This window comes from Synechococcus sp. MU1651 (assembly GCF_023630635.1).
Classification (GTDB): Bacteria; Cyanobacteriota; Cyanobacteriia; order PCC-6307; family Cyanobiaceae; genus Parasynechococcus.
Genome location: NZ_JAKUHJ010000001.1, coordinates 38,719 through 64,542, shown reverse-complemented (window position 1 = coordinate 64,542; position 25,824 = coordinate 38,719). Strand labels below are relative to the sequence as shown.

Below are 25,824 nucleotides of genomic sequence, written 5' to 3'. Positions count from 1 at the left end.
CTTTAAGGAGATCAGGGGGATTTGATGGCGCTTCTGCCCCAGCTCACCCGTCGCCTCGGTCAGCCCCTGTTTCTGCCGGCCCACGGACGGGGGGCTGCCCTTCCGGATGGACTGCGTCAATTGCTGCGACGCCGCGCCGGCGTCTGGGACCTGCCGGAACTACCAGCCCTTGGCGGTCCGCTGGAGGCGGACGGCGCCATCGCAGACAGCCAACGCTCCGCCGCGGCAGCGATGGGGGTGGCGCGCTGCTGGTACGGGGTGAACGGGGCCACGGGGTTGCTGCAGGCCGCACTGCTGGCCATGGTCCGGCCCGGAGAGCGGGTGCTGCTGCCCCGCAACGTGCATCGCAGCCTGATTCAGGCCTGTGTTCTTGGGGACCTGCGGCCGGTGCTGTTCGATCTCCCCTTTCAAAGCGACCGGGGCCAGCCGGCACCGGCGGATTCGGCCTGGATCGAACGGGTGCTTCAGGCCCTGCCCCGCGATGGAGCCCCCGTCCGTGCTGCAGTTCTGGTGCATCCCACCTACCAGGGCTATGCCAATGACCCAACGGCAGTAATTAAGCGGCTGCAGCAACAGGGCTGTTGCGTGCTGGTGGATGAAGCCCACGGCTGTCATTTTGCCGCTGAGGTGGACCATCCCCTCCCCCCCAGCGCTCTGCACTGCGGCGCTGATCTGGTGGTGCATTCCCTGCAGAAGTCGGCTGCAGCACTGGCGCAAACAGCGGTGCTCTGGCTGCAGGGGGAGCGTCTGGATCCCGTGCGTGTGGAACGCAGCCTGGGCCTGCTGCAAACCACCAGCCCCAGTGCGCTGCTGCTGGCCTCCTGCGAAGAAGCCCTTCAACACTGGCAACGACGCAAGGGACGCCGTCAGTTGCTGCAGCGGCTCCAGGAGGCGGAAGCGCTCGCCGATGGCCTGCGCCACAGCGGCGTGCCTCTGCTGAGCAACCAGGATCCGCTGCGCCTGATCCTGCACACGGGGCAGGCGGGCATCACCGGCCTTGATGCCGACGATTGGTTCCTGCCCCGCGGTTTGGTGGGCGAATTGCCGGAGCCAGCCAGCCTCACCCTCTGCCTGGGGCTGGCACGCCACCGAGGGCTGGGACGGCAGATGCGACACCACTGGCAGAACCTGCTGCGCAGCTTCCCCGATCGCACTCCCTTGCCAGCCTTCGAAGCCCCACCGCTTCCGCTGGTCACCTCCCCAGCCCAGTCACCGACCCAGGCCTGGACGGCGGATCATCAACAGGTGGCGTTGAAGGATGCGGAGGGCTGCATCGCGGCTGAATTGCTGTGCCCTTACCCACCGGGCATCCCCCTGCTGATTCCCGGCGAACGCCTCGATCGCCAGCGGCAGCGCTGGCTTGAACGCCAGCAACTGTTCTGGGGAGACCAGATCCCAGACGCACTGACTGTGGTGAGTGGGGGCTGAGCTGGGACAGCAAAGGTGGCCTCAAGCCTCGAGATCACGGCCAACAGCGATTGATAGTGTGAATCCAGGACGCCTCCAATCAGCGTGATCCGTGAGGTTGTCCTCGATCAGAGCCAAGCACCAGCGGCCCGAGCAGCCCTGCGCAAGCGGTTGATCAGTGGCCTCGGTGTGGGGGGCTTTGGCCTGCTTGTCGTGAGCCTGGGGGGCTGGTGGTTCACCGCCGCGCTGGGGGGAATGGTGCACCTTGGCCTGCTGGAGTTCTTCCGGATGGCGCAATTCAAGGGAATTCGCCCCGCCACCAAAACCACCCTGGTGGCCTGCCAACTGCTGCTGTTCACCACCCAGTGGGCGATCCAGGGCGGGCTGCCGGCTGATGTGGCTCACGCTGTTCTGCCGCTCTCTGGAGCCGCCATCTGCGGTTGGCTGCTGCTGCAACCGGTGACGGGGTCCATCGCCGACATTGCGGCATCGATCTTCGGGCTGTTCTACCTGGGTTTTTTGCCCAGCCACTGGCTGAGTCTGCGCGGTTTGGACAACGGTCTGGAGATCACCCTGTCGGCCTGCCTGATGATCGTGGCCACCGACATCGGCTCCTGGGCCGTGGGACGGCGTTACGGGCGACGGCCCCTCTCACCGATCTCCCCAGGGAAAACCATCGAGGGGGCGATCGGTGGATTCATCTCGGCCATGCTGATGGGCCTGATCTGCGGCCAGCTGATGGGCTGGGCGCTGCATGGCCTGCCAGGCCTGCTGCTGGGGGCCCTGATCGCTCTGTTCGCCCTGGTGGGAGACCTGACGGAATCGATGATGAAACGCGATGCAGGCGTGAAGGACTCCGGTGACGTGCTGCCCGGCCATGGCGGGATCCTGGACCGGATCGACAGCTATCTGTTCACCCCAGCGGTGGTCTTTTACGCGATCGCTTTATGCCAACCACTGTTGGCCCCATAAGCAGCGCTATGGGGTGACGCTGGCCTGACCTTTGAGGGCCAGCTGGCCCCCCCCCAGCTGCACCTGCTCGATTCGAATGGCGGGGTCCATCGGCAGCAAGGTGCGCGGTTCATCGGCGGTCTCCGGCCGGAAGCACAACGTTCCCTGCTCCGCATTGATGCGGAAGCGACGGCGAACAGGTTCTTGATGGGCCGCGACGGGCACCTGCAACTCGAGCAGATCCACGTCAATGCGCAGCGCCCCCAACGGGCTGAGCCCCATCAGCTGTTCGGCCATCCAGTCCCCGAGCCAGCGCCAGGGTTCGGCCAGCAACGCGCTGTTGAGCTGACGGCCGTTGAAACTCACCTCGCCCGCCACCTGGAACGGCTGCTTCAGGGCCAGCATCTGACCGGGACTGAGCAGCTTCATGTCCACCGCAATCGGACCGCTGCGCAACTCAACATGCTGCAAGGGCAGCCCCTGGAAACAGGCATCCCTCGCCCTGAGGGTCACACCATCCAGACGCCCCCGCAGCAACGACCAGCTGGAGCCGTTCAGGGCCAGTTCGAGGCTGCCGATGCTGTCGCATTGGCTGCGAATCCATAGGCGCAGGGCCCCTGCCAGCACATTGAGAACGGGATCAGCCATGGGTCAACAGCGCCTCACACCGCTCAGCCACCTTGCGGGGCTGATCGATATGGGGGAGATGGCCGCAGGAAGGGAAGGTCTCCACTGGCTGATCCAACAAGGCCTGAAGCGCCTGCTTCTGCGGAGCACGCAGAATCCGATCGTTGTCACCCCAGATCACGTGCAGTGATTGGGAGGGCAGGGGATCCCCACATCCGGCGAAACCACCGCTGCGGGCGAAGGCCGCCAAGGCCTCCGCCCAGCCGGAGCATTGCAGGTGCAACGAGGCGATTTGCTCTTCAGGAGCACCCACATCCGCATCGGGATCAGCGAAAGCCTGGCGACACAGCCCCCGCCGCACACCAGGACGCCCCAGGAACCAGGCACCAAAACGATCCAACAGGGGCGGAACAGGCATCGGACGCCCCGTGAGACCGGCAGGAGCCAGCAGCAGCAGAGAAGCCACACGCTCGGGATGACGCCGGGCCAGCTCCACGGCTACGGACCCTCCCATGGAGGCCCCGATCAGGCTCAAGGGAGCGTCTGTGGGAAGCCGCTCCAGCAGGGCATCGAGATGCCGCAACACAGCCTCTGGCCCGTAGGTCAGGCCCCGGGGACGCGGCGAAAAACCAAAACCGAACAGGTCGGGGATGAACAGCTGAAAGCGATCGGCCAGGAGGGGAGCCAGGCGCCGGTATTCGAGAAAACTGCTGTCGAAACCATGCAGCAGCAACAACGGAGCGCCCTGGCCGAGCACCGCCACCGGGAACGGATCATCCACACCCAGACCCGGCAACGTCCACCACTGCACCTCAGCGGCCAGGGACTCGGCCTGCGGGTCAAGCAGAGCCGGCCGCAATTGATCCAGAAGCGTCTTCAAAGGCTGCTGGGGCTGAGTTCGGCAGCGCCCACAAGGGCCTCCAGCAAAGCACCAGGCGTCACAGCGAAGGGCAAATGATGCAGATCGGAACCATCACGGCAGGCGAAGCGACACACCTCCTGCAACTCACTGAGGCTGGCCTGCGCCAGACCCAGATCATCAAGGCTGACGGGCAGACCAAGCTGCCGCAGCAGCGGCAACAGCTGGCGGTGTGCCTGGCCTGCAAGCCGGTTGCCGCCCAGACGTTCCTCCAGACGAAGCTGCACAAGAATTCCGAAGCCCACCTTCTCGCCATGCAGAACGTGGTGACAGGCCTCCAGCTGGGTGAGGCCGTTGTGAACGGCATGGGCCGCAACAGTGCGGCAACGGGCACCTCCCAGTCCTCCCATAACCCCAGCTGTGAGAGCACAGGCTTCGGCGGTGCGCACCCAGGCTTCACTGTCTGGATCCTCCAGCGCCGTGAGGCTGTCGATCAGCAATTGATCCCGTAGGACACGTGCCATCTGCACGGCCTGCTGCACCAGACCATCGCTGCTGTCGCCGCTGCTCACTGAAGCTTCGTACCACTTGGCCAAGGCATCAGCGACACCACTGGCCAGCGTGCGGGGTGGGGCCTGACGCACCAGGCCGTGATCGAAGACAAGAAGATCAGGACAGCGATCGAGGGCCACATCCCCTTCGAAAGCACCCTGAGGGGAATAGATGTTGGAGAGAGCCGTCCAACCGGCGCAGGTGGAGGCGCTCAGTGGAACGGTGATGCAGGGCAAGGAAAGGCGATGGGCCAGCAACTTGCCGGCGTCCAGCACTTTTCCGCCCCCCGCGGCCAAAACGGCGTCACAGCCCTGGGCTTCCGCAGCCAGCCTCTGGAGATCCTGCTCACAGCAGTCGAACTGAAGCTGAGCTTGGAGGGGCTTGAGCCCTTGGGCCAGGAGATCCGACACCAAACGCTGACGCTGATCAGCAGTGGAAGCACTGCGACCAAGTACCAGCGGGCGTGAACAGAGGGATTTGATCTGAGGCAAGGCCTCATCCCAGGCTCCATCCCCCCGCAAGACGCTGGCGGGGGCAATGGAGTGGGACGAGATGGATCGAACCATCAGACGCTGGCACCGGCGAGTTGCGGTGCCGTGTCCACCTGACCTTTGTGACGGACCACCACCTTCTTGTTCTCATCGACATCAACTTCGGCGTGGTCGCCGTCTTTGATCCGACCCGACAGCACCTCTTCAGCGAGGGAATCCTCGAGAAGACGCATGACGGCCCGACGCAGCGGACGTGCGCCATAGGCAGGGTTGTAGCCCTCCTCCACCAGGCGCTCCTTGAAGGCATCGGACACGGTGAGGGTGATGCCCTTCTCGCCCATGCGGCCAAAGACCTCCTTGAGCATGATCTCGGCGATCTCCTTGACCTCGTCGCGGTTGAGCTGACGGAAGACAATGATTTCGTCGAGACGGTTGAGGAATTCAGGCCGGAAGTACTGCTTGAGCTCCTCATTCACCAGGGAACGGATCCGGGTGTACTGAGACTCCTCAGCGCTTTCACCGGAGAACTCGAAGCCGAGGCCGCCGCCACCCTTCTCGATCACCTTCGAACCGATGTTCGAGGTCATGATGATCAGGGTGTTCTTGAAGTCGACCGTGCGGCCCTTGGAATCGGTCAGACGGCCGTCTTCCAGAAGCTGCAGCAGCAGGTTGAACACATCGGGGTGCGCCTTTTCGATTTCGTCGAAGAGCACCACGGTGTAAGGCCGACGACGCACCGCTTCGGTGAGCTGACCGCCTTCGTTGAAGCCCACATAGCCCGGAGGCGAGCCGATCAGCTTGCTAACCGTGTGGCGCTCCATGAATTCCGACATGTCGAGGCGGATCATCGCCTCTTCGCTTCCGAAGAAATAGGTCGCCAGAGCTTTGGTGAGCTCGGTTTTACCTACACCGGTGGGGCCGGAGAAGATGAAACTGGCGATCGGGCGGTTGGGGTTCTTCAGGCCAACCCGAGCACGGCGGATGGCCTTGGACACCGCCTTGACGGCTTCGTCCTGACCAATCAGGCGCTTGTGGAGGGTTTCCTCCATGTTGAGCAGCTTGACCGACTCGCTCTCAGTGAGCTTCTGCACCGGAACACCGGTCCAGGAGGCAACGATCTGGGCGATGTCCTCCTCGTTCACCATCGGTGAGCTGTCCGAAGCAGGTGCTTCAGTTGCAGCTGTTTCACCGGATTCAGAAGTTGCGTCAGCCTTGACCTCATCCTTGTTGGCCTGAAGCAGAGAACGGATCTGCTCCCGCAGTTCCACTTCCTTCTCGCGCAGTTCACCGGCCTTGGTGAAGTCCTGATCGCGAACGGCATCCTCCTTTTCCTTCTGGACGGAACGCAGTTCCTTGTCGACTTCCTTGGCCGCGGGGGGCAGCTTCGAATTGAGCAAACGCACGCGGGAACCGGCTTCATCGATCAGGTCGATGGCCTTGTCGGGCAGGAAGCGATCCGAGATGTAGCGATCACCGAGGGTTGCAGCCGCCACAAGGGCGTCGTCGGTGATCTTGAGGCGGTGGTGCTGTTCGTAGCGCTCGCGCAGGCCGCGAAGAATTTCGATGGTGTCGTCGATGGACGGCTCACCCACGTTCACCGGCTGGAAACGGCGCTCCAGGGCGGCGTCCCGTTCAATGTGCTTGCGGTACTCGTCGAGGGTGGTGGCGCCGATGCACTGCAGCTCACCGCGGGCGAGGGCCGGCTTGAGGATGTTGGCGGCGTCGATCGCCCCCTCAGCAGCGCCGGCACCGATCAGGGTGTGCACCTCGTCGATCACGAGGATCACGTTTCCGGCCGCCTTGATCTCCTCCATGATCTTCTTGAGGCGCTCTTCGAACTCACCTCGGTACTTGGTGCCGGCCACCAGCAGACCGATATCCAGGGTCAGGACGCGCTTGTCTTCAAGGATGTCGGGAATGTCGCCCTGCTGAATGCGCTGGGCCAGACCTTCAGCGATGGCGGTCTTACCGACACCGGGCTCGCCGATCAGAACGGGATTGTTCTTGGTGCGGCGACCCAGGATCTGGATGACGCGATCGATTTCGTTGTGACGACCCACCACCGGGTCGAGCTTGGCTTCGGTGGCGAGCTGGGTGAGATTGTTGCCGAACTCGTCGAGGGTGGGGGTTTTGGTGGATCCCTTGGCACCGCCGCCACCACCACCGGCGGACACCTCAGCTGTTTCACCGAGCATGCGGATCACCTGGGTGCGCACCTTGGCCAGGTCGACGCCAAGATTCTCCAGCACGCGGGCTGCAACACCTTCGCCCTCACGGATCAGACCGAGCAGCAGGTGTTCAGTGCCGATGTAGTTATGACCAAGCTGACGGGCCTCTTCCAGAGACAGCTCCAGGACGCGCTTGGCGCGGGGAGTGAAGGGGATCTCAACGGCGACAAAGCCAGATCCACGACCGATGATTTTCTCAACTTCAACCCGGGCGTCCTTGAGGTTGACCCCCATGGACTTGAGCACCTTGGCGGCAACCCCCGTTCCCTCGCCAATCAGGCCGAGGAGGATTTGTTCGGTACCAACAAAGTTGTGACCAAGTCTGCGGGCCTCTTCCTGAGCCAGCATGATCACCTTGATGGCCTTCTCGGTGAAGCGTTCAAACATCGCTGGGCCAATGCAGTGATGCGACCAAGCTATCAGGGTTGAGGGCCTGCTGCGAGTGTTCGGTTTGTTCGGTCACTTTCCAGTCTGAGACTGGCCTGAAGCACACAAAAAATATCAATGAATCCCACAAGATTCACCGCTTTTTTTGTCTCCCAGGGACGGGAAACCGAACAACTTCAAGCCGCCGAGGTGGGCGACGGCGCTGACGGGATGCGACACCACTGAATAAGTGCGTCGCGACCATCGGAGTAGTACCCGGAACGGGTGCCTGCGATGCGAAAACCGGCTTTGGCGTAAAGCGCCAGAGCGGCAACGTTGTCGCTGGCCACCTCGAGGGTGGCGTGCACGGCACCGTGCTGTCGTGCCCGTTGCAACAGTGCTTTCAAAAGCACACCTCCATGGCCGCTGCGAAGCCTGTCGGGATCCACAGCCACCGCCGTGATGTGCAGTTCATCGGCCACCATCCAGCCGCAGGCCACCCCCAACAGGGCTTCGGCCTGCACAAGACCGATGCAGAGGCGCCGGGGGTCGTCAAGCTCACGCCGCCATTGTTCTGCGGTCCAGAGGCCGTTGAGCGCCCGTTGATCCAGTGCCAGACAGGCTTGCTGCCAGGACGGGTCCAGACGCAGGATCTGCGCAGTCGGTTCGCCCCCTGCAGGGTCGATTCCTAGATTGCCCTTCGACGCCGCCACTCCGTGACCCAAACCATCACCAGTCAACGGCCCTTCGAGGCCAACCGGGATGCGGAGAGCCCCAATCGCAACCTGACCCCGATCACCACAGAACTCGACGACACCGACCGTCTTGTTGTGGGCGGATGTCGTCTCAGCGATCTGGCCGAGCGTTACGGCACACCGTTGTATGTGCTGGACGAAGCCACCGTTCGGGCCACGTGCCGGGCCTACCGCCAGGCCCTGGAGAAGCATTACGCCGGGCCATCCCTGCCGATCTACGCCTCCAAGGCCAACAGCTCCCTGGTGATGAGCAGCCTGGCGGCCTCCGAGGGGCTGGGTCTGGATGCGGTGTCAGCCGGTGAACTGCTGACCGCACTGCGTGGGGGGATGCCCGGAGAGCGGATGGTGCTGCACGGCAACAACAAATCTGACGAGGAGCTGCTGCTCGCGTACGCCAACAAGGTGACGATCGTTGTGGACAACCAGCACGATCTCGATCGCCTCGCCGAACTGGTGCCCGCTGGAGCCGAACCGGCTCGCCTGATGCTGCGCTTCACCCCAGGCATCGAGTGCCACACGCACGAATACATCCGCACCGGTCACCTGGACAGCAAGTTCGGCTTCGATCCCGACCAGGTGGAACCCGTGCTGCGCAGCCTGGTGGGACAGCCCTGGGCCCAACTCACCGGGCTGCACGCCCACATCGGATCCCAGATTTTTGAACTCGAACCCCACCGGGATCTGGCGGCGGTGATGGCCGACAAGCTGAAACTGGCCCGTGACCTGGGCCATCCCGTGAGCGACCTCAACGTGGGCGGCGGCCTGGGCATCCGCTACGTGGAGTCGGACGACCCCCCGAGCATTGAGCAGTGGATCCAGGTGGTGGCCGAAGCCGTCACCACCGCTTGCCAGGAACGGGGCCTCGAGCTGCCGCGGTTGATGTGCGAACCGGGCCGTTCCCTGGTGGCGACCGCCGGCGTGACCCTGTACTCGGTGGGCTCGCGCAAAACGATCCCGAACGTGCGCACCTACGTGGCCATCGACGGTGGCATGAGCGACAACCCTCGCCCGATCACCTACCAGTCGCTCTACACCTGCTGCCTGGCCGATCGCCCCCTGGCCAAGTCAGACGAAAGCGTGAACCTGGTGGGCAAGCACTGCGAATCCGGCGATGTGCTGCTGAAGGACCTGCCCCTGCCCACCACCGAGAGCGGTGACATCGTCACCGTGTTTGCCACCGGTGCCTACAACGCCTCGATGAGTTCGAACTACAACCGGATCCCGAGGCCCGCTGCCGTTCTGGTGCACGACGGGGCAGCTGAACTGGTGCAGAAGCGGGAGCAGCCGGATGACCTGCTGCGCTACGACGTTTTGCCAGAACGATTCAACGCGTTACGTTGACAGCAGTGATGAGAAGGGCGGAGTGAACGTGTTGGCGGTGGTGGATCCGCGCCTTGTGCTCGACGTTCTTTTTGCATCTTCCATCGGCTTTCTGCTTTTTTCCCGCGTCAACGAGCAGCGCACCCTCTGGCTGCTCCGGGGATGGTTGTTTCTTGTGGCGATGGCCTGGTTCGTCCAGCGCTTCGCCAACCTGCCCCTCACCACAAAGCTGGTGGACGCGCTCGTCATGGCCTGTTCGCTCTCCCTGGCCATCCTTTGGCAGGGGGAGCTGCGGCGCCTGATGGAACTGCTGGGGACCGGTCGTCTGGCCGTGTTGCTGGGCAATCCCCAAAAAGAATTCAGCGCTTCGGCAGGCACCGTCAGCCAGATCACCGAGGCAGCAGGCCGGCTGTCGCAGTTGCGGCGTGGAGCCCTGATCGTGGTGGACCTGGGCAGCGACCTGAGGCCTGAGGACTTTCTCAATCCAGGCATCCCCATTGGTGCGGTGCTGAGTCGCGAGCTGATGCTCAACCTGTTCGCCGCCGACACCCCCCTCCACGACGGTGCCGTGCTGGTGCGGGGCAATCGCATCGAATCGGCGGGGGTGATTCTTCCCCTGTCGAGGGACAGCGTGAGCCGTTTCGGCACCCGCCACCTAGCGGCCCTCGGGATCACGGAGCGCTTCGATCGCTGCATCTGCATCGTTGTGTCGGAAGAAACCGGCACGCTGTCTCTGGCGAACCAGGGCAAGCTGGAACGACCGATCACCAGTTCACGCCTCCAGGAATTGCTCAGGGAGCTGTTCAGCACCGCCGAATCGATGCCGCCAGCACGGCGTACGGTGGGTAGCGCTCCGTCTGAATCGCTGTCTTGAGCCGTCCTCCGGCCACCGACACTGACACGGCCGATCGTTCGCTTCTGCCTGCGGACCTCGACCCGGGTCGGCTCCCGCAGCACGTGGCCGTGATCATGGATGGCAACGGTCGCTGGGCTAAATCCCGCGGTTTGCCCCGCGTGATGGGGCATCGGGCTGGGGTTGAAGCGCTGAAAGCCACACTGCGACTGTGCAGCGACTGGGGGATTCAAGCCCTCACGGCCTACGCCTTCTCCACGGAGAACTGGTCGCGCCCAGGGGAGGAAGTGAACTTCCTGATGACCCTGTTCGAACGGGTGCTGCAGGCCGAACTGCAGGCGCTCGAGGCCGAACAGGTGCGGATTCGCTTTCTCGGCGATCTGAAGGCCCTGCCCCAGAAACTGCAGGAGCTGATTGCCGATGCCACGGCCCGGACGGCGGGCAACAACGGCATTCACTTCAACGTCTGCACCAACTACGGCGGTCGACGGGAGCTGGTGCAAGCCGCTCAGCGGCTGGCCCAACGCGCTGCAGCCGGGGAGCTGGACCCCGACAGCATCGACGAGAACAGCATCGCCGCCGAACTGTTCACGGCTGGCGAACAGGATCCCGATCTATTAATCCGCACCAGCGGCGAACACCGAATCAGCAATTTCCTGCTCTGGCAGCTGGCCTACGCCGAAATTCACGTCACCGATGTGCTCTGGCCTGACTTCAATGCCGATGCACTGAAAGCCGCCCTGCGCGATTTCCAACGTCGCCACCGCCGCTTCGGCGGTCTTGATCCGATCCGCCCATGACCCTCAGCATCCGCCACGACTGGACCACCGAGGAGATCCAGACCCTGCTGGAACTTCCCTTGATGGAGCTGCTCTGGCAGGCCCAAACAGTGCATCGGGAAGCCAACCCGGGCTACCGGGTGCAGCTGGCCTCGTTGCTGAGCGTGAAAACGGGGGGCTGCGAAGAAGACTGTGCTTACTGCTCTCAGTCGATCCACAACAGCAGTGACGTCACCGCCTTTGAGGCCCAGATGCAGGTGGAGCCGGTGCTTCAACGGGCCCGGGCCGCCAAGGAAGCCGGAGCTGATCGCTTCTGCATGGGCTGGGCCTGGCGGGAGATCCGCGATGGCGCTCCCTTTGAGGCGATGCTCGAAATGGTGCGGGGGGTGCGCGGCATGGGGATGGAAGCCTGCGTGACCGCGGGGATGCTCACCGACCAGCAGGCGGAACGCTTGGCCGAAGCTGGCCTCACGGCCTACAACCACAACCTCGACACCAGCCCCGAGCACTACGACCGGATCATCTCCACCCGCACCTATCAGGAACGGCTGGAAACCCTGCAACGGGTGCGCAAGGCCGGCGTCACCCTCTGCTGCGGCGGCATCATCGGCATGGGTGAAACCCTGCGGGACCGCGCCTCAATGCTGCAGGTACTGACCAGCATGAACCCCCATCCCGAAAGCGTTCCGGTGAACGGGCTGGTGGCGGTGGAAGGCACACCTTTGGAAGAGCAGGCTCCCTTTGAACCGCTGGAGCTTGTGCGAATGGTGGCGACGGCAAGGATCCTGATGCCCCATGCCCGGGTGCGGTTGAGCGCCGGCCGTGAATCGATGAGCCGGGAAGCGCAGATCCTCTGCCTCCAGGCGGGGGCCGATTCGATCTTCTACGGCGATGTTCTGCTCACCACCGGCAACCCGGACGTGGAGGCCGACCGCCAACTGCTCGCCGATGCGGGGGTGACCGCCAACTGGCAGGAGGGCGCGGCGGCTCCGGCCAGCTGCTCGCCCCGTTGACCAGCTGCACCCATGTAACGATCACCCCACTGGCACACAGGTTGAGGGGGCGCAGGGCTAGTCCGGAAACAGCCCTTCGATGAGGCGCCGTGATTGATCCCCTCGTCATCCCCTTGCTGCTCGGTCTGTTCGTTCTCTCGGTGATCCTTGAAACCATCAAAGACGAACGGCAGCGTCACCGCTCTTGAGATCAGGCCTGACAGCTTCTGAGCGGACCATCCCGACTGTCACCAACCGGAAACACTGCACAAAACACTCATTGTGGGTGGCATCCCGGTTGAGCTACACCGTGCTGGTCTGTGATCCAGCCATGAAGATCGACAGCGCCAACGCTCAACCGATGGGAAGCCTGATCTTTGAAGGAGGGCACAAGCCCTTCCATGCCCTGGCCTGTCCCCTGAAGCCGGCTTCGGTGCGGATCAGCAGGAAAGCCTGACAACCAACAACGCGGTGGCACACTCCGGCCTGATGCAGGCTGGAGGACTGTTGAACCTGTAAGCGCGTGGATCCAAGCAACCTGGAGCCTGTGCTGGCCAAGGACAGCCGACTCCTGGTGGCGGCGTTCTATGCCTTCACGCCCCTGGATGACGAGCGTCGGGAGGCATTGCTGAGCAGCTTGCCGAGCCTGGCTCGCGAAGGCAGCGTGCTCGGATCTGTGTTGGTGGCCCATGAAGGGGTGAATGGCACGATCAGCGGACCAGAGCACGGCGTTGATGCGCTGCTGGATCACCTGCGCGCCTCGTTGGATCTGGGCGACGACCACTACGCACGGCTCGAGGTGAAGCGCAGCTGGGCCGAAAAACCGGTGTTCCGCCGTTTCAAGGCCCGCCGCAAAAAGGAGATCGTGACCATCGGCGTGGCCAGCGTGGATCCCAGCGCCAGCGTGGGCACCTATGTGGAACCCGAACACTGGAATGCCCTGGTGGATGATCCCGACACCCTGCTGATCGACACCCGCAACAGCTACGAAACGGCGATCGGCAGCTTCGAGGGGGCCATCGACCCCAGCACCGAGAGCTTCCGCGACTTCCCGCACTGGGCAGAGTCCACGCTGCGGCCCCTGATCGAAGAGAAGGGCAGCAAGCGCATCGCCATGTTCTGCACCGGCGGGATCCGCTGCGAAAAAGCCAGCAGCTACCTGCAGCAAGAGGGTTTCGGGGAGGTGCACCACCTGCGGGGCGGCATCCTCAAGTACCTCGAGCAGGTGCCGGAAGCCGAAAGCCGCTGGCAAGGGGAGTGCTTTGTTTTTGATCAACGGGTGGCGTTGAACCACCGGCTGGAACCTGGAGAGCACAGCCTTTGCCACGCCTGCGGCCTGCCGGTGTCAGCCCAGCAACGCGAACTGCCGAGCTACATCAAGGGGGTGCAGTGCGTGCACTGCGTGGATCGCTTCAGCGATGCCGACCGGGAACGCTTCGCCATGCGTCAGCGTCAGATCGATCAAAGCCAGATTGATCAAAGTCAGATCGACCAACACAACATCGACCAGCAGCAGGCCTGAGCAGTCAGTCCGCATCGGACAATCCCTGGCAGGGACCACCCCGATGCCGTGCTGCCGATCCTCTACAGCTTTCGACGCTGCCCCTACGCCATGCGCGCCCGCTGGGCTCTGCTGGAAGCAGGACTGTTGGTTCAGTGGCGGGAGATCGCACTGAAGGCCAAGCCGGCGGAGATGTTGGCGGTCTCCCCCAAGGGCACCGTGCCCGTGTTGGTGTTGCCGGACGGCAGAGTGATCGAAGAAAGCCTGGCGGTGATGCACTGGGCCCTGGATCAAGCAGACCCTCGCGAGCTGCGCAACGCCGGCGATGCCTCAGCGCTGATCGAGCAGAACGACGGTGCGTTCAAACATCATCTCGACCGCTTCAAATACACCGACCGCTACCCCGGCACCAACAAAGAGGAGCAACGCTCCGCCGGGCTGACAATCCTTCAGAACTGGAACCAGAGGATCGCTGATCAGGGCTGGCTGCTTGGCAAGCGCTGCTCGCTGGCGGATGCCGCCCTCTGGCCGTTCGTGCGGCAGTGGCGGATCGCAGATCCCGAGGGATTCGACAACGACAACAGCCTGGAAGCTCTTCGCCAGTGGCTCCAGCGTTTCCTCGAGGACCCCCGCTTTGAGCGGCTGATGCAGCGGGCCGACCCCTGGAATGCCGGGGGGCAACAACACCACTTCCCCGCCGATGCCGTGGCAGTTCCCAAGGATCAAGCCCTGTTTCACCTGGCCCTCAAGGCCGACTGGCAGGCCGCCGAGGCCAACGGCAGCTACCGCATCTCCACCCGGGGAATGAGCCTGAAGCAGGTGGGCTTCATCCACTGCTCCTGGCAAGAGCAGGTGCAGGCGACCTTTGAGCGGTTCTACGCCGACGCCGGCGAGGTGCTGCTGCTGGAGATTGATCCCGCTTCCGTGAACGCTCCCCTGCGGGCCGATGCCATCCCCACCGGCGAACTGTTCCCCCATCTCTACGGGCCGCTGCCCTTGGAGGCAGTGCGCTCGGTCGGCACCATGCCCGCAGCAGCATGACCGGACGACCATGACCGTGGCCAGATCCCAATCGATGCTTGAGCAACTGGAAGCCGAAGCCCGTGATCGGGGACTGCTGCTGAGGTTGCAAGTGGGCCGCCCCCTGGGGCTGTGGAGCCTGCGGCTGGTGGTAGCCCAGCAAACCGCCAGCGGCAGCCTGTTGCTGCTGGGGGAAATGAAGGGATGGGCCTATCCCGCCGCCACAGGCCTGCAGCTCGACACGATGCGAGTGATGCCAAAGGCGCCTGCCGGCGTGGGTGATCTGATCTGGGCGGCCACCATGGCCTGGGCCCAGGAGGCCACCCCCTGCTCACGGGCCCGGTTGCTGGCCATCCGCGACGACGAACAGCAGCACCGCCGGTTGGTGCGCTACTTCCGCCAACGCGGCTTCGGCAAAACTCGCGATGTGGAGGCGGCGCTCTGGGATCTGCCCCTGCGCATGGTCTGGGGCGGCGCCGGGGCCCTGATGAGTGGTGATCTGGCCACCGTGCTGGAGCGCAGCCTGCGGGGCTGGCGTCAGTCGGCGGCGTGATAGCTGCTGCGAACCAGCGGACCACTCCGCACCTGGGCAAAGCCCAGCTCTCGGGCCACGTCCGCCAGCTCATCGAACTCCTGGGGCGTCCAATAGCGGGCCACCGGAATGTGCACCAGCGAGGGGCGCAGGTACTGCCCCAGGGTGATCCGTTGGCAATCCACGTTGCGGAGATCCTTGAGGGTGGCGATCACCTCCTCGCGGCTCTCGCCCAAGCCGAGCATCAGGCCACTCTTGGTGGGGATCTCAGGAGCCAGCTCACGGGCAGCCGCCAGTAAACCCAGCGACCGCTCATAGGTGGCACCGCGGCGCACCTCCCCCTGCATACGCTGCACCGTTTCCAGGTTGTGGTTGAAGCACACCGGCTGGGCCTCAAGCACCGTGGCCAGCCGCTCCCGTTGGGCCGTCACCGCCTGATCGTGATCCGCCACGCCCCCCCAGAAATCGGGGGTGAGCACCTCAAGGGCGATCAGCGGATTACGGGCCCGGATCGCCGCCATGGTGCTGGTGAACAGGCTGGCGCCGTGATCGGCGAGATCGTCACGGGCCACCGCCGTGAGCACCACGTAACGGAGCTGCATCGCCTCCACCGCATCGGCCACACGTTCGGCTTCTGCGGTATCCACCGGCATCGGGGCCTGGCCCTTGTCCACCTGGCAAAAGGCACAACTGCGGGTGCAGATCGAGCCGCCCAACAGGAACGTCGCCGTTCCGGCGGCGTAGCACTCGCCGCGGTTGGGGCAGCGCCCCTCCTCACAGATGGTGTGGAGACGGTTGTGCTTCACCAGCCCCTGCACCCGCTCCAATTCAGAGGCATTGCCGATCGGCCGCCGCAGCCAGTCCGGCAGTCGCTCGGCCGGAGGGATGGCGCTGTACTTGCTCATACCGGCCGGCGCCCCTCCAGGGCCCTGCTCAGGGTGACCTCATCGGCGTATTCCAGTTCACTGCCCATGGGCAGGCCGTAGGCGATCCGGCTCACCGAGCAGAAGGGCTTCAGCAACCGCCCCAGATACAAGCTGGTGGTGTCCCCTTCCACGCTGGGGGTGAGGGCCAGGATCACTTCACTGATCTCCTCGTTGGTGATGCGCTGCACCAATTCGGTGACATGCAGCAGCTCCGGGCTGATGCCATCCATAGGTGAAATCAGACCACCGAGCACGTGGTAGCGCCCCTGGAATTCTCGGGTGCGCTCCAGCGCCAGCAGATCGCGGGAATCAGCCACCACGCAGATCACGCCGTTGCGGCGCTCGGGGTTGCGGCAGATCTCACACTCCGGATCAGCGGAGAGGTGGAAACAGGTTTGGCACTGGCCCACCTGGGTGCGAGCCGCCAACAGGGCATCAGCGAACTGGTGGATCTGCTCCTGCGGTTGGTTCAGCAGATGCAACGCGAGCCGCTGGGCCGTGCGCGGGCCGATGCCGGGCAGACGCTCGAACTGATCAATCAGCCGAGCCAACGGTTTGGTGAAGCCGCTCAGGGGTCTGCCGCCGATGCGGGAAATGTAGGAGTTGCAGAGATCATCTGCCGCAACAAAGGCCACGACCATCAGGCCACAACGGCAGAATGACCCGTGGATTGATCGCCCCGCTGATGCAGCTCCTCCAGTCTCTGAGTCGCGTGATCGTTTGCGGCGTTCTGGCACTGGTGCTGGGGGCCTGCGCAGCGGGACCGACTGCAGGACTGCAGTCGTACCAGAGCCCGGATGGCCGTTTCGCCTTCCTCTATCCCACCGGCTGGACCGAGGTGCAGGTGAGCAACGGACCCCGTGTGGTGTTTCACGACCTGATCCACAGCGATGAAACCGTGAGCCTGATGATCAACAAGGTGAACGAAGACAACGAGCTGAGTGAACTGGGCAGTGCCGTTGCCGTGGGAGAGCGCCTGCGCCGTGAAGTGATCGCGACCGCCGGCAGCGGCCGCACCGCTGAGCTCGTGGAAGCGCAGGAGCGTGAGGTGAATGGCCACACCTTCTACGACCTTGAATACGCCGTGCACCTGGAAGACCGTGACCGCCACGAGCTGGCGACCGTCGTGGTGGACCGCGGCCGGCTTTACACCCTGGCCACCAGCGTCAACGAAGACCGCTGGGCCAAGGTGGGTGACCTCTGCGGCCGGGTGGTGCGCTCACTCACCCTGCTGATCTGATCAGAACAGGAAGCGGAAACGCCGGCCGTTGGGATCACCTGAATCGGCGCCACTGCTCGACTTCGCCGGCCACTCCGTATCAAGATAGCTGATGCCTTCGGCATCGAACGGAACCGCCCTCAGGCTGGTGGCCTCAAGTTCGGTGGTGCCCATGGCGGTGACCAACCCGCCCAGTTCCATTGGCCCCAGATCCGTCTCCAACGCCTGCCCTGCCGCAGTGATCAAGGCCGGCAGGCGGATCAGATTCTGCGGTTGTTTCATCTGCTCAAACAGCCCCTTCAGCGCCAGCTGCTGCCGTTCCAGCCGGCCGAAATCGCCGCGGCCGTCGTTGCGCCAACGCAGAAAACCCTCCAGATCCTTGCCCTTCAACAGCTGAGGGCCTGGCTGCAGGTCGATCAACAGGTTCTGACTGCGATCGACGTAATACAGGCGCTTGGGAACATCCACTTCGATGCCCCCCACTAGGTTGGCCAGGGTTTCGATCGCATCCAGGCGCACCACGATGTGGTGACGGATCGGGCGGTTCATCAGGCGCGACAACTCCCGCTCCACCGCCTCCACGCCGCCGTAGGCCATCAGCGCATTGAGCTTGATGCCGCCGAAGCCCTCGGCATCGATGTAGCTGTCGCGAGGGATCTGGGTAATCGACGTGGTGGTGCCATCCACCCGCACCGTGAAGATCACATCGGTGTTGCTGCCGGTGCGGTCCCGGCCCAGCACCACCACCTCCCTGGCCCCGAAGCCGGTCCACCCAACAAACGGGTTGGCCAGCGGCGCGGGCTGAGGCTGAGGCAGCGCGAAGGGTTGATCTGCCGTGCTGGATGGCGCGGTGATCAACCGGCTCAGCGGAACCGAGAGAATCAGGCCGCCGCTGAGACCCGCCACCACAGCAGCAACCATCGGCCAGTTGATGGCCTCAGATGACGCCTTAGCAGGAGGGGCTTGTGGCATGGCACACACGCTATGCAGCATCTTGGCGCGCTCGTCCCATCTCGGGAAGAGGGGCTTAGGCCTCTGTTAAACCAACGGATCGCTGATCACCATCGAGGCGCAGGGGAGCTGGCGGATCAATTGGCTGGTGCGATCACTGCCGGGAATCGGCAGACCGGCAACCCGCCTGCGCTGGGTGCGCAGGATCACCAGATCGTGTTCGCGGCTGAGCCGATGAATGGCCCCATCGATGCCGGGTCCCCGCACAATCACGATGTGGAACCGCTCCTCCGGAATCCCCGGCGGTCGCCAGCGGATCAGCTGCTGTTCCATCCAGTGACGGTCCTGCCCGCTGAAGCGGGGATCGTGAACGTGCAGCAGGGTGATCCGCACGCGCTGATCCTCAGGAGCTGAGTTGATCACCCGCAGCGCCAGTTCGAACTGCTCGCGAGCGTTGGCGGAGAGGTCTTTGATCGGAACGAGGATCCGGCCCAAGCCGCTTTCGGCCCCACGGCCCAGATTCACCACCACCACCGGACAATGGGCCGTGCGGCAGACCCCATCAACGATGTCGCCCATCAGCCAGGCCCGGAGTTGATCGCTGCGGGCTGCACCGATCAACAACAGATCCGCGGCCTGCTCCAGGGCTGTGCGGCTCATGCCGCCGGCGATGTCTTCATCCAGCCGCAGCAGGCTGCGGGTGGGCACAGCCAACTGGGCGCCGATGCTCTCCGCCGTGCTGAGGCGTCCGCGCGCTGCCGCAACGGCCCGGTTCAGGCCACCGCGCATCTCCTCGAGGCTGGGATTCACCATCGCCAGGGGCAACAGCACACCTTCAGCCCCCGATGAGCCCTGCACCAGCCGAGCCGCCATGCTCAGCAACCCCTTCTCGGTGCTGGGGTTGGCTACCGGCACCACGATGCGCAGGGGACGCTGCACCACCTCATTGACCCCATCCAGCACCGCCGCCTCCTCACCGAAGCTGACCGGCACCGCATCGGGGCTGGGATCCTTGAGCCGGGTCACCGACTGCTCGGTGAGGATCGGCCCCAGGGTGGCCGTCACCACCATCACCGCCAGCACGCTGTTGAGCACGGTCTGATTGAGCAAACCCGCCTGATAGCCGATGAAGGCGGTGGCCAGGGTCGCCGCCACCTTGGGCATCGTCAGCGACCACATCATCAGGATCTGAGCGCGGCGATAACCGAACAACCGTCCGCTGACCCACGACGCCAGGCCCTTGCCGCCGATGGCACCCACCAGCATCAGCGCGGTGAACTGAAAGTTGCCCAGGCTCTCGCCAAGGCTGCCCAAATCCAGCAGCAAGCCCAGATCGATGAAGAAGATCGGGATGAACAGCACGCCACCCACAAAAATCACCTGCTCCTTCACCCGGCCCTCGGGCAACACGGAATTCACCGCCAAACCAGCCAGGAAGGCGCCGACGATCTTCTCGACGCCGGCCAGCTCAGCCCCCAGGGAGGCCAGGAACAGGGCCACCAGAACAGCGAGCACCATCCGGTTTTCATCGCTGATGCCCCGCAGCACCAGGCGCCGGCCCAGCCAGCGGATGCCGATCACCACCACCAGAGCGAAGCCACCGATCTTGAGCAGCAGCAGGCCCAGGCCCAGCCCGCTGAGGCTGCCCTGGCCCAGCCCCAGCCCCACCGCCAGCAGCAGAAGAGCCACGATGTCGGTGAAGATCGTGCTGCCCACGCTCACCACCACTGACTCATCCTTCTGGGCGCCATAACTGCGCACGATCGGATAGCCCAAGGGGGTGTGGGTGGCCATCAGGGCGCCGAGCAACAGGCACGACACCGAGGCGAAGCCCGCCATCAGGCCGATCGACACGCCCGTGCCCACACCGATCAACAGGATCAGCAAGCCATAGATGAACGAGCGGCGTTTGACCCGGTTGAACTCCTCGAGGTCGATCTCCAGACCCATGGTGAACAGCAGATACACCGCCCCGAGATCGGAAAGCAGCCGCACCGTTTCGCTGCTGCTGTCGACCCAGTTCAAGGCATGGGGGCCCACCACCACACCAGCCGCCAGCAACCCCACCAGGTCGGGCAGACCCAGCCGCCGGATCAACGGCGGCACCGCCGCACTGATCGCCACCAACATCGAGAACACCCCGAGGGGGTGATGCATGACGTGGCTGATCGAGGCCTGCATGGCCATGGCTGCACCGCCGGCTTGCGGACCCAGCATGGTCGCGGGATCTGCCGGCAACAACAGCTGCTTCAGGAAGCGATAAGCCCTTCGCCGGCCTGCACCTGCCAGAGGTTGGTGTAGATCCCGCCCTGGTCCACAAGGCTGTCGTGGCTGCCCTGCTCCACAATCCGGCCCTGGTCCATCACCACAATCCAGTCGGCATGGCGCACCGTGCTGAGCCGGTGGGCGATCACCACGGTGGTGCGCTGCTGGGTGATCTGGGCCAAGGAGCGCTGGATGGCGGCTTCGGTGTCGTTGTCCACCGCAGCGGTGGCTTCATCGAGCACCAGCACAGGCGCATCCTTGAGGATGGCGCGGGCCAAAGCGATGCGCTGACGCTGTCCGCCGGAAAGGCGCTGCCCCCGCTCCCCAACAAGGGTGTCGTAACCCTGGGGCAAGGCGTCGATGAAGCCAGCGGCTTCAGCCAGGCGAGCGGCCTGCTCAATCGCCACCGGATCGGGATCTGCAACGCCATAGGCGATGTTCTCGGCCACGGTGCCGTGAAAGAGGTAAACGTCCTGACTTACCAGGGCGATGCAGCGGCGCAGGTCCTGCAGCTGCAGGGTGTCGATGGGGACTCCATCCAGGCAGATGCGTCCGCCATCACGCTCATACAGGCGCAGCAGCAGCTTCACCACGGTGCTCTTGCCAGACCCCGTCGCCCCGACGATGCCGAGGGTCGATCCCGCTGGCACGGTGAGATCGAAGCCCTGCAGCAGCGTTGATCGGCCGGCATAGGCGAAATCAACAGCTTCAAAGCGAATCTCACCCTGCAGCCGCTGCGGGTCCACCGGCACCGTCCCTCCCTGGATCAACACCGGCGTATCGATCAGATCGAGCACCCGTTGCGTGGAGGCCATCGAGCGCTGGTACTCATCGAGGGTGCGGCCAATGGCGGTTAACGGCCAGAGCAGCCGCTGGGTGATGAACACCAGAACGCTGTAGGTGGCCACCGGCAGTTCCCCGGCCAGGGCCTTGAAACCACCGATCAACAAAATCGCCAGAAAGGCGAACAGGATCGCGAAGCGAATCAAGGGGATGAAGGCCGCTGAGAGACGAATCGCCCGGGCATTGCTCAGGCGGTAAGCCAGGCTTTCCGCCCGCAGGCGCTCCAGTTCAAGAGCCTCAGCGGTGAAGCTCTTGATCGTGAGCATCCCCCCCAGGTTGTTGGCGAGCCGGGAGGCGAGGTCGCCCGCCCGAGCCCGCACCTCCCGATAGCGCGGCGCCAGCTGGCGCTGGAAATGCAGCGATCCCCAGAGAATCAACGGGATCGGCAGGTAGGCGAACAGGGCCACCTCCGGCGCCACCATCGCCATGCCGATGCCCACCACCAGCACGGTGGTGATCAACTGCAGGATCTGGTTGGCACCCCGATCCAGAAACCGTTCGAGCTGGTTGATGTCGTCATTGAGCACCGCCATCAGGCGACCGGTGCTGTCCTGCTCGAAAAAGGCCAGCTCCAGCTTCTGCAGATGGTCGTAGGCCTCGAGCCTGAGGCTGTGCTGAGTGGTTTGCGCCAGGTTGCGCCAGAGCACGTCGTAGAGGTATTCGAACAGCGACTCCGCCGCCCAGATCACAAAGGTGAGCAGGGCCAGACCCCACAGTTGCTGGCCGGCGGTCCTCAGACCAAAACCCGCCAGCACGGATTGCTCTTTAAGCAACACCACATCCACGGCCAAGCCGATCAAGATCGGCGGGGCCAGATCGAACAGCTTGTTGAGCAGGGAGCAGATCACCGCTGCAACCACCAGGCGGCGCTGCGGCGCCAGATGGCGCAACAACCGCATCAAAGGAGAGCGGTTTGTTGAAGCTTTGCTGAGGGTTCGTTCCAACAGGGTTTTCTCCCTCTGAAGACGCACTACAACGGAATCACAATCGAAGGAGGTGCAATGAGCCGATCAAGGTCGTTCAACCGCTTTCACCGCTACCTGGCACAGCAGAAACGCCGCGGACTGCGGGCTGTCTTGCCCCAGTTCCAGGACGCCCGTGAGCATCAGGAAGGCCCAACCGACAGCAGCGCTGAGGTGCTGCGTCGATTGAGCCGGCGTGAAATGGAATTGGACCTGATGGAGGCCGAGGCCTGAGCCTCAGCCGCGGTAACCGCCACCACCACCACGGGGGCCGCCGGAGCGCTCCCGAGGGGTGGCCTTGCTGACGCGGATCATGCGGCCCATCCACTCCACGTCCTGAAGATCGTCGATGGCTTTCTGCTCATCGGCATCGTTGACCATTTCAACGAAGGCGAAACCGCGTTTGCGGCCGGTCTCACGATCCAGGGGCAGGCTGCAGTTCTTGACCTCGCCGTACTCACTGAAGAGATCGAAGAGGTGCTCCTGCTCCGCCTGGAACGAAAGATTGCCGATGTAGATGGTCATGGACCGTGGAACCGTTGAACGTGCTCAGTCGCTTGAGCTGGTTCCGAAAGCTCGGAAAGGGCCAATGCTCAAGCTTGAACCCGATGACGTTACAGGGCAGTCGCACGAATCAACACAAAAAAAAGAACCAATTGCGAAGACTCGCCCGCAACCGAGCCATCCACTCCATTGTCAGAAGACCCTGACGAAGGAGAGAGATGACATTCGACGGCCTTTGTTTCCAAGCCCTGGCCTGGACCGCCGACGGAGAACTGGATCCCGTGGACAAACTTGTGCTGCTCAACAACTTGATCCGGCAGGGCACGCCGAGCGAGCAGATCGAGTTGATTCAGGTGGTGGAGAAGTTGGCCCTGCTCCAGCCCGAGGTCACCGTTCAGGTGAGCCATTTCTGACGGCTTTTGATCCCCGGGGATCAGAGGCCGTAGGTCTCGGCGGCTCTGGCCTTGCAGGTGGCCTGGGCCGTCTGAATCCCCGCCCCGTTCTGCACATCGGCCAGGAAGCAACGGCAGGTGTCATCCACCATTCCCTCCGGAGCCACGGTCCCAGCCCTATGCAGCTCGGCCTTAACGGCCGTTTTGCAGAACTGGGTGATCAGGCTGTTGTCCGAGGCTGAAGCAGCCAGGGGAGCCGACATCAGACCAACGGCCAACAGCACACGCATCAAGAGGCCTTGCTGATTTGCAGTTCGCGGTTCATCACGCGCAGGCGCTGAAGGCTGTTGAACACATCTTCCGGCATGCCCTTAGGAAGATCCACCAGGCTGTGATTGTCAAAAATCTGGATGCGGCCGATCATCCGGCCCTGCAGACCGGTCTCGCCGGCGATGGCACCCACCAGGTTTCCGGGTTTGACCCGATCGCGGTGACCCACCTCAACGCGGTAGCGCTGCATGTTCTCCTCAGGAGCCCGGGCCGGACGCTCGCGCCGCTCGCGGCGGTCGCCTGAATGGCGATCTCGGTCGCGGTCGTTGCGACGGGTGTTCTGAATCCAGTCGTCGTCGCCCTTACGCAGCAGCGCATCGGGGCCAATGGCCAGGTTGAGCGCCGCCATGGCCAGCTGCTCGGGGCTGAGCTCAAGCTCCGTGGCCACGCGCTGCATCAATTCCTGGAGCAGGGCCGCTTCATCGGCATCAGGGCGTTGGGATTGGGCCGCATCACTCAAACGCTTGCGCAGGCGGTCCAGCCGTCCCTGGTTGATGGCCGTGTTACCGGGCACCTCCATCGCTTCGATCGGTTGGCCCGTGGCCCGCTCGAGGTTGCGGATGAAACGGCGTTCCCGTGGAGTCACGAACAGAACCGCTTCTCCGGTGCGTCCAGCCCGGCCCGTCCGGCCGATGCGGTGCACGTAGGCCTCGCTGTCGAACGGCATGTCGTAGTTGATCACCAGGCCGATGCGCTCCACATCGAGACCCCGCGCTGCAACGTCGGTGGCCACAAGGATGTCGACCGATCCACTGCGCAGCCGCTCCACGGTGCGTTCCCGTTGGTTCTGGGGAACATCGCCATTGAGCACCGCCACCTGATGGCCACCGGCCTCAAGGGTTTCGGCCACGGTCAGGGTGATCGCCTTGGTGCGGGCAAAGATGATCACACCCTCACCACCACAGGCATCGAGAACCCGCTGCAGGGCCTCGAGCTTGTGCGGCATCGGCACCGTGATCGAACGCTGGCGGATCCGCTTGCCTTCCTGATCCTTGGTGCGGATCGTGACCTCAGCCGGATCCTTGAGATAACGCTTGGACAAGCGACGGATCTCAGGGGGCATCGTCGCGGAGAACAGCACCACCTGGCGCTGCTCAGGGAGCTGATCGAGGATCCACTCCACATCGTCGATGAAGCCCATGCGGAGCATTTCGTCCGCTTCATCGAGCACCAGGCTGCGCAGACCGCTGGTGTCGAGCGTGCCCTGACGCATGTGGTCCATCACCCGGCCGGGGGTGCCCACCACCACATCAACCCCGCGCCTGAGGGCACTGATCTGGGAGCGGAAATCCGTGCCGCCGTACACCGCCAGCACCTTCAGATGGGGATGGCCGGCGGAATAAGCCTTGAACGATTCGGCCACCTGCATCGCCAGCTCCCGTGTGGGGGCGAGCACGAGGGCCTGGGGTGTTTTCTGGCCGCTCTCGAGACGCTCGAGCAACGGCAGGGCAAAGGCTGCTGTTTTGCCGGTGCCGGTCTGGGCCTGACCCACCAGATCGCGGCCGAGCATCAGCTCGGGGAAGGCCGCCTTCTGAATGGGGGAAGGTTCGCTGTATCCCTTGTCCGCCAAGGTGCGGAGCAAGGCCTCACTGAAACCAAAACCGGCAAAACCGGATTCCGGTTCAGCCGAAGTGATGGTGGTGGTGAACACCTCAGCATTGGTGTTGGATTCCGGCAGTTCGGACGCAGAAAGATCCACTGCGCAGGCGGAATCGTCGCGCTGCTGTTGCTGTTCAGTCATGAAAGGTGGCTTCGCCTGATTGATCTCTGAAATCAGGCTCACAACCTCCCTGCAACGTAAGAGTTGCGCTCTGGTTGTGTTGCCTACGCTTCAAAGGTTGGCCATCAAGTTATCACCCGGCCGTAATCATCCTGCAGCCGTTCGATGTCGTCTTCCCGCAGATCATCACCGTGCTGAACTTCCAGAATCAGCAGATCTGAACCGTCTGCAAGGGCGCGATGCAAAGCGCCGCAGGGGATCGAGAGCATGACGCCCGCACTGGCGGGATGCCAGATGTCTCCGCAGAGCAGAGCCCCCGAGCCAGACACCACGGTCCAACTTTCGCTGCGATGACGATGCCGCTGCAGCGACAACTGCTGCCCGGCACGAACCAGCAGCCGTTTGACCAAATAGTTGTCCCCCTGGCTCAGCGTTTCGTACCAGCCCCAGGGACGCTCAACCCGCATCAGTCCACCCGC

Annotated in this window: 27 protein-coding genes; 13 read left to right on the top strand and 14 right to left on the bottom strand. The window is 63.8% G+C overall.

Features of this window, described 5'->3' with window-relative positions; genetic code table 11:
* Positions 1-24: 24 nt before the first annotated feature.
* Positions 25-1,428, top strand: a complete 1,404-nt coding sequence (locus tag NCN05_RS00365; protein WP_250396544.1) for an aminotransferase class I/II-fold pyridoxal phosphate-dependent enzyme — start codon at positions 25-27, stop codon at positions 1,426-1,428.
* Positions 1,429-1,512: 84 nt separating this feature from the next.
* The gene (locus NCN05_RS00360) at positions 1,513-2,379 is read left to right on the top strand and encodes a phosphatidate cytidylyltransferase (RefSeq protein WP_250396543.1); all 867 of its coding nucleotides are present in this window, start codon (positions 1,513-1,515) and stop codon (positions 2,377-2,379) included.
* A gap of 6 nt (positions 2,380-2,385) precedes the next feature.
* Here NCN05_RS00360 and NCN05_RS00355 read toward each other — a convergent pair whose 3' ends face one another.
* The 5 genes from NCN05_RS00355 to NCN05_RS00335 all read right to left on the bottom strand — a co-directional run bounded on the left by NCN05_RS00355 (position 2,386) and on the right by NCN05_RS00335 (position 8,194).
* Entirely contained in the window at positions 2,386-3,006 is a 621-nt protein-coding gene (locus NCN05_RS00355; RefSeq protein ID WP_250396542.1) for an LmeA family phospholipid-binding protein, read from the bottom strand.
* Complete coding sequence (locus tag NCN05_RS00350; protein ID WP_250396541.1) at positions 2,999-3,865, bottom strand: alpha/beta fold hydrolase; 867 nt, start codon at positions 3,863-3,865, stop codon at positions 2,999-3,001. The genes NCN05_RS00355 and NCN05_RS00350 overlap by 8 nt, the downstream gene beginning before the upstream one ends.
* Positions 3,862-4,962, bottom strand: coding sequence for an iron-containing alcohol dehydrogenase family protein (locus NCN05_RS00345; RefSeq protein ID WP_250396540.1), 1,101 nt, complete (start codon positions 4,960-4,962; stop codon positions 3,862-3,864). The genes NCN05_RS00350 and NCN05_RS00345 overlap by 4 nt, the downstream gene beginning before the upstream one ends.
* Positions 4,962-7,502 carry an ATP-dependent Clp protease ATP-binding subunit gene (locus NCN05_RS00340; protein ID WP_115082544.1) on the bottom strand — a complete coding sequence of 847 codons (2,541 nt, stop codon included), beginning with the start codon at positions 7,500-7,502 and terminating at the stop codon, positions 4,962-4,964. The genes NCN05_RS00345 and NCN05_RS00340 overlap by 1 nt, the downstream gene beginning before the upstream one ends.
* A 176-nt stretch (positions 7,503-7,678) precedes the next feature.
* A complete protein-coding gene (locus NCN05_RS00335; protein ID WP_250396539.1) occupies positions 7,679-8,194 on the bottom strand; it encodes a GNAT family N-acetyltransferase in 516 nt (171 codons plus the stop codon).
* A 3-nt stretch (positions 8,195-8,197) separates the two neighbouring features.
* Here NCN05_RS00335 and lysA point away from each other — a divergent pair, with 3 nt between their 5' ends.
* The 8 genes from lysA (at position 8,198) to NCN05_RS00295 (ending at position 15,254) form a co-directional block, all read left to right on the top strand.
* Entirely contained in the window at positions 8,198-9,577 is a 1,380-nt protein-coding gene (lysA, locus tag NCN05_RS00330) for a diaminopimelate decarboxylase (protein WP_250396538.1), read from the top strand.
* Positions 9,578-9,599: 22 nt separating this feature from the next.
* Positions 9,600-10,430: a diadenylate cyclase CdaA gene (cdaA, locus tag NCN05_RS00325; protein ID WP_115131972.1), complete on the top strand. Its 831-nt coding sequence runs from the start codon at positions 9,600-9,602 to the stop codon at positions 10,428-10,430.
* Positions 10,427-11,209 carry an undecaprenyl pyrophosphate synthase gene (gene uppS, locus NCN05_RS00320; protein ID WP_250396537.1) on the top strand — a complete coding sequence of 261 codons (783 nt, stop codon included), beginning with the start codon at positions 10,427-10,429 and terminating at the stop codon, positions 11,207-11,209. Before cdaA ends, uppS begins: the two co-directional genes overlap by 4 nt.
* Complete coding sequence (gene bioB, locus NCN05_RS00315) at positions 11,206-12,201, top strand: biotin synthase BioB (RefSeq protein WP_250396536.1); 996 nt, start codon at positions 11,206-11,208, stop codon at positions 12,199-12,201. Before uppS ends, bioB begins: the two co-directional genes overlap by 4 nt.
* Before the next feature lie 265 nt (positions 12,202-12,466).
* The gene (locus NCN05_RS00310; protein ID WP_250396535.1) at positions 12,467-12,637 is read left to right on the top strand and encodes a hypothetical protein; all 171 of its coding nucleotides are present in this window, start codon (positions 12,467-12,469) and stop codon (positions 12,635-12,637) included.
* 66 nt (positions 12,638-12,703) lie between these two features.
* Positions 12,704-13,702, top strand: a complete 999-nt coding sequence (trhO, locus tag NCN05_RS00305; protein ID WP_250396534.1) for an oxygen-dependent tRNA uridine(34) hydroxylase TrhO — start codon at positions 12,704-12,706, stop codon at positions 13,700-13,702.
* A gap of 48 nt (positions 13,703-13,750) precedes the next feature.
* Positions 13,751-14,722, top strand: coding sequence for a DUF952 domain-containing protein (locus tag NCN05_RS00300; RefSeq protein ID WP_250396533.1), 972 nt, complete (start codon positions 13,751-13,753; stop codon positions 14,720-14,722).
* A 34-nt stretch (positions 14,723-14,756) separates the two neighbouring features.
* Positions 14,757-15,254, top strand: a complete 498-nt coding sequence (locus tag NCN05_RS00295) for a hypothetical protein (RefSeq protein ID WP_250396893.1) — start codon at positions 14,757-14,759, stop codon at positions 15,252-15,254.
* Here the strand turns inward: NCN05_RS00295 and lipA are convergent.
* On the bottom strand, positions 15,239-16,138 hold the full coding sequence (lipA, locus tag NCN05_RS00290; RefSeq protein WP_250396532.1) for a lipoyl synthase: 900 nt from the start codon (positions 16,136-16,138) through the stop codon (positions 15,239-15,241). The genes NCN05_RS00295 and lipA overlap by 16 nt on opposite strands.
* A complete protein-coding gene (recR, locus tag NCN05_RS00285) occupies positions 16,135-16,710 on the bottom strand; it encodes a recombination mediator RecR (protein ID WP_170950649.1) in 576 nt (191 codons plus the stop codon). Before recR ends, lipA begins: the two co-directional genes overlap by 4 nt.
* Before the next feature lie 134 nt (positions 16,711-16,844).
* On the opposite strand from recR, the gene psbP reads away from it, so the two are divergent.
* Positions 16,845-17,399, top strand: a complete 555-nt coding sequence (gene psbP, locus NCN05_RS00280; RefSeq protein ID WP_250396531.1) for a photosystem II reaction center PsbP — start codon at positions 16,845-16,847, stop codon at positions 17,397-17,399.
* Here the strand turns inward: psbP and NCN05_RS00275 are convergent, their stop codons facing one another.
* The 3 genes from NCN05_RS00275 to NCN05_RS00265 all read right to left on the bottom strand — a co-directional run bounded on the left by NCN05_RS00275 (position 17,400) and on the right by NCN05_RS00265 (position 22,336).
* On the bottom strand, positions 17,400-18,350 hold the full coding sequence (locus NCN05_RS00275) for an LCP family protein (RefSeq protein ID WP_250396530.1): 951 nt from the start codon (positions 18,348-18,350) through the stop codon (positions 17,400-17,402).
* Between the two features lie 66 nt (positions 18,351-18,416).
* On the bottom strand, positions 18,417-20,516 hold the full coding sequence (locus tag NCN05_RS00270; RefSeq protein ID WP_250396892.1) for a cation:proton antiporter domain-containing protein: 2,100 nt from the start codon (positions 20,514-20,516) through the stop codon (positions 18,417-18,419).
* A gap of 62 nt (positions 20,517-20,578) precedes the next feature.
* Positions 20,579-22,336: an ABC transporter ATP-binding protein gene (locus NCN05_RS00265; protein WP_250396529.1), complete on the bottom strand. Its 1,758-nt coding sequence runs from the start codon at positions 22,334-22,336 to the stop codon at positions 20,579-20,581.
* Between the two features lie 102 nt (positions 22,337-22,438).
* On the opposite strand from NCN05_RS00265, the gene NCN05_RS00260 reads away from it, so the two are divergent.
* Positions 22,439-22,633, top strand: coding sequence for a hypothetical protein (locus tag NCN05_RS00260; RefSeq protein ID WP_250396528.1), 195 nt, complete (start codon positions 22,439-22,441; stop codon positions 22,631-22,633).
* Between the two features lie 3 nt (positions 22,634-22,636).
* Here the strand turns inward: NCN05_RS00260 and rbp are convergent, their stop codons facing one another.
* On the bottom strand, positions 22,637-22,924 hold the full coding sequence (gene rbp, locus NCN05_RS00255) for an RNA-binding regulator (RefSeq protein ID WP_011364605.1): 288 nt from the start codon (positions 22,922-22,924) through the stop codon (positions 22,637-22,639).
* 197 nt (positions 22,925-23,121) lie between these two features.
* Between rbp and NCN05_RS00250 the strand changes: the two genes are divergently transcribed.
* Positions 23,122-23,316 (top strand): DUF8633 family putative protein, encoded by a 195-nt coding sequence (locus NCN05_RS00250; RefSeq protein ID WP_250396527.1) that lies wholly within the window; start codon positions 23,122-23,124, stop codon positions 23,314-23,316.
* A 20-nt stretch (positions 23,317-23,336) separates the two neighbouring features.
* Here the strand turns inward: NCN05_RS00250 and NCN05_RS00245 are convergent, their stop codons facing one another.
* The 3 genes from NCN05_RS00245 to NCN05_RS00235 form a co-directional block, all read right to left on the bottom strand.
* Positions 23,337-23,585 (bottom strand): hypothetical protein, encoded by a 249-nt coding sequence (locus NCN05_RS00245; RefSeq protein WP_250396526.1) that lies wholly within the window; start codon positions 23,583-23,585, stop codon positions 23,337-23,339.
* Entirely contained in the window at positions 23,585-25,366 is a 1,782-nt protein-coding gene (locus NCN05_RS00240) for a DEAD/DEAH box helicase (RefSeq protein ID WP_250396525.1), read from the bottom strand. Before NCN05_RS00240 ends, NCN05_RS00245 begins: the two co-directional genes overlap by 1 nt.
* Before the next feature lie 104 nt (positions 25,367-25,470).
* Positions 25,471-25,812, bottom strand: a complete 342-nt coding sequence (locus tag NCN05_RS00235) for a phosphomannose isomerase type II C-terminal cupin domain (RefSeq protein ID WP_250396524.1) — start codon at positions 25,810-25,812, stop codon at positions 25,471-25,473.
* Positions 25,813-25,824: the final 12 nt, after the last annotated feature.

Excerpts from the sequence above, each read along its gene's own strand:
- NCN05_RS00260 (WP_250396528.1), top strand. The coding sequence starts at position 22,439 with ATGAGCCGATCAAGGTCGTTCAACCGCTTTCACCGCTACCTGGCACAG.
- NCN05_RS00270 (WP_250396892.1), bottom strand. The coding sequence starts at position 20,516 with ATGGCCATGCAGGCCTCGATCAGCCACGTCATGCATCACCCCCTCGGG.
- NCN05_RS00275 (WP_250396530.1), bottom strand. The coding sequence starts at position 18,350 with ATGCCACAAGCCCCTCCTGCTAAGGCGTCATCTGAGGCCATCAACTGG.
- NCN05_RS00365 (WP_250396544.1), top strand. The coding sequence starts at position 25 with ATGGCGCTTCTGCCCCAGCTCACCCGTCGCCTCGGTCAGCCCCTGTTT.
- NCN05_RS00250 (WP_250396527.1), top strand. The coding sequence starts at position 23,122 with ATGACATTCGACGGCCTTTGTTTCCAAGCCCTGGCCTGGACCGCCGAC.
- NCN05_RS00345 (WP_250396540.1), bottom strand. The coding sequence starts at position 4,962 with ATGGTTCGATCCATCTCGTCCCACTCCATTGCCCCCGCCAGCGTCTTG.
- NCN05_RS00265 (WP_250396529.1), bottom strand. The coding sequence starts at position 22,336 with ATGCGGTTGTTGCGCCATCTGGCGCCGCAGCGCCGCCTGGTGGTTGCA.
- NCN05_RS00340 (WP_115082544.1), bottom strand. The coding sequence starts at position 7,502 with ATGTTTGAACGCTTCACCGAGAAGGCCATCAAGGTGATCATGCTGGCT.
- rbp (WP_011364605.1), bottom strand. The coding sequence starts at position 22,924 with ATGACCATCTACATCGGCAATCTTTCGTTCCAGGCGGAGCAGGAGCAC.
- NCN05_RS00295 (WP_250396893.1), top strand. The coding sequence starts at position 14,757 with ATGCTTGAGCAACTGGAAGCCGAAGCCCGTGATCGGGGACTGCTGCTG.
- NCN05_RS00240 (WP_250396525.1), bottom strand. The coding sequence starts at position 25,366 with ATGACTGAACAGCAACAGCAGCGCGACGATTCCGCCTGCGCAGTGGAT.
- NCN05_RS00245 (WP_250396526.1), bottom strand. The coding sequence starts at position 23,585 with ATGCGTGTGCTGTTGGCCGTTGGTCTGATGTCGGCTCCCCTGGCTGCT.
- psbP (WP_250396531.1), top strand. The coding sequence starts at position 16,845 with ATGCAGCTCCTCCAGTCTCTGAGTCGCGTGATCGTTTGCGGCGTTCTG.
- bioB (WP_250396536.1), top strand. The coding sequence starts at position 11,206 with ATGACCCTCAGCATCCGCCACGACTGGACCACCGAGGAGATCCAGACC.
- lipA (WP_250396532.1), bottom strand. The coding sequence starts at position 16,138 with ATGAGCAAGTACAGCGCCATCCCTCCGGCCGAGCGACTGCCGGACTGG.
- NCN05_RS00235 (WP_250396524.1), bottom strand. The coding sequence starts at position 25,812 with ATGCGGGTTGAGCGTCCCTGGGGCTGGTACGAAACGCTGAGCCAGGGG.
- NCN05_RS00355 (WP_250396542.1), bottom strand. The coding sequence starts at position 3,006 with ATGGCTGATCCCGTTCTCAATGTGCTGGCAGGGGCCCTGCGCCTATGG.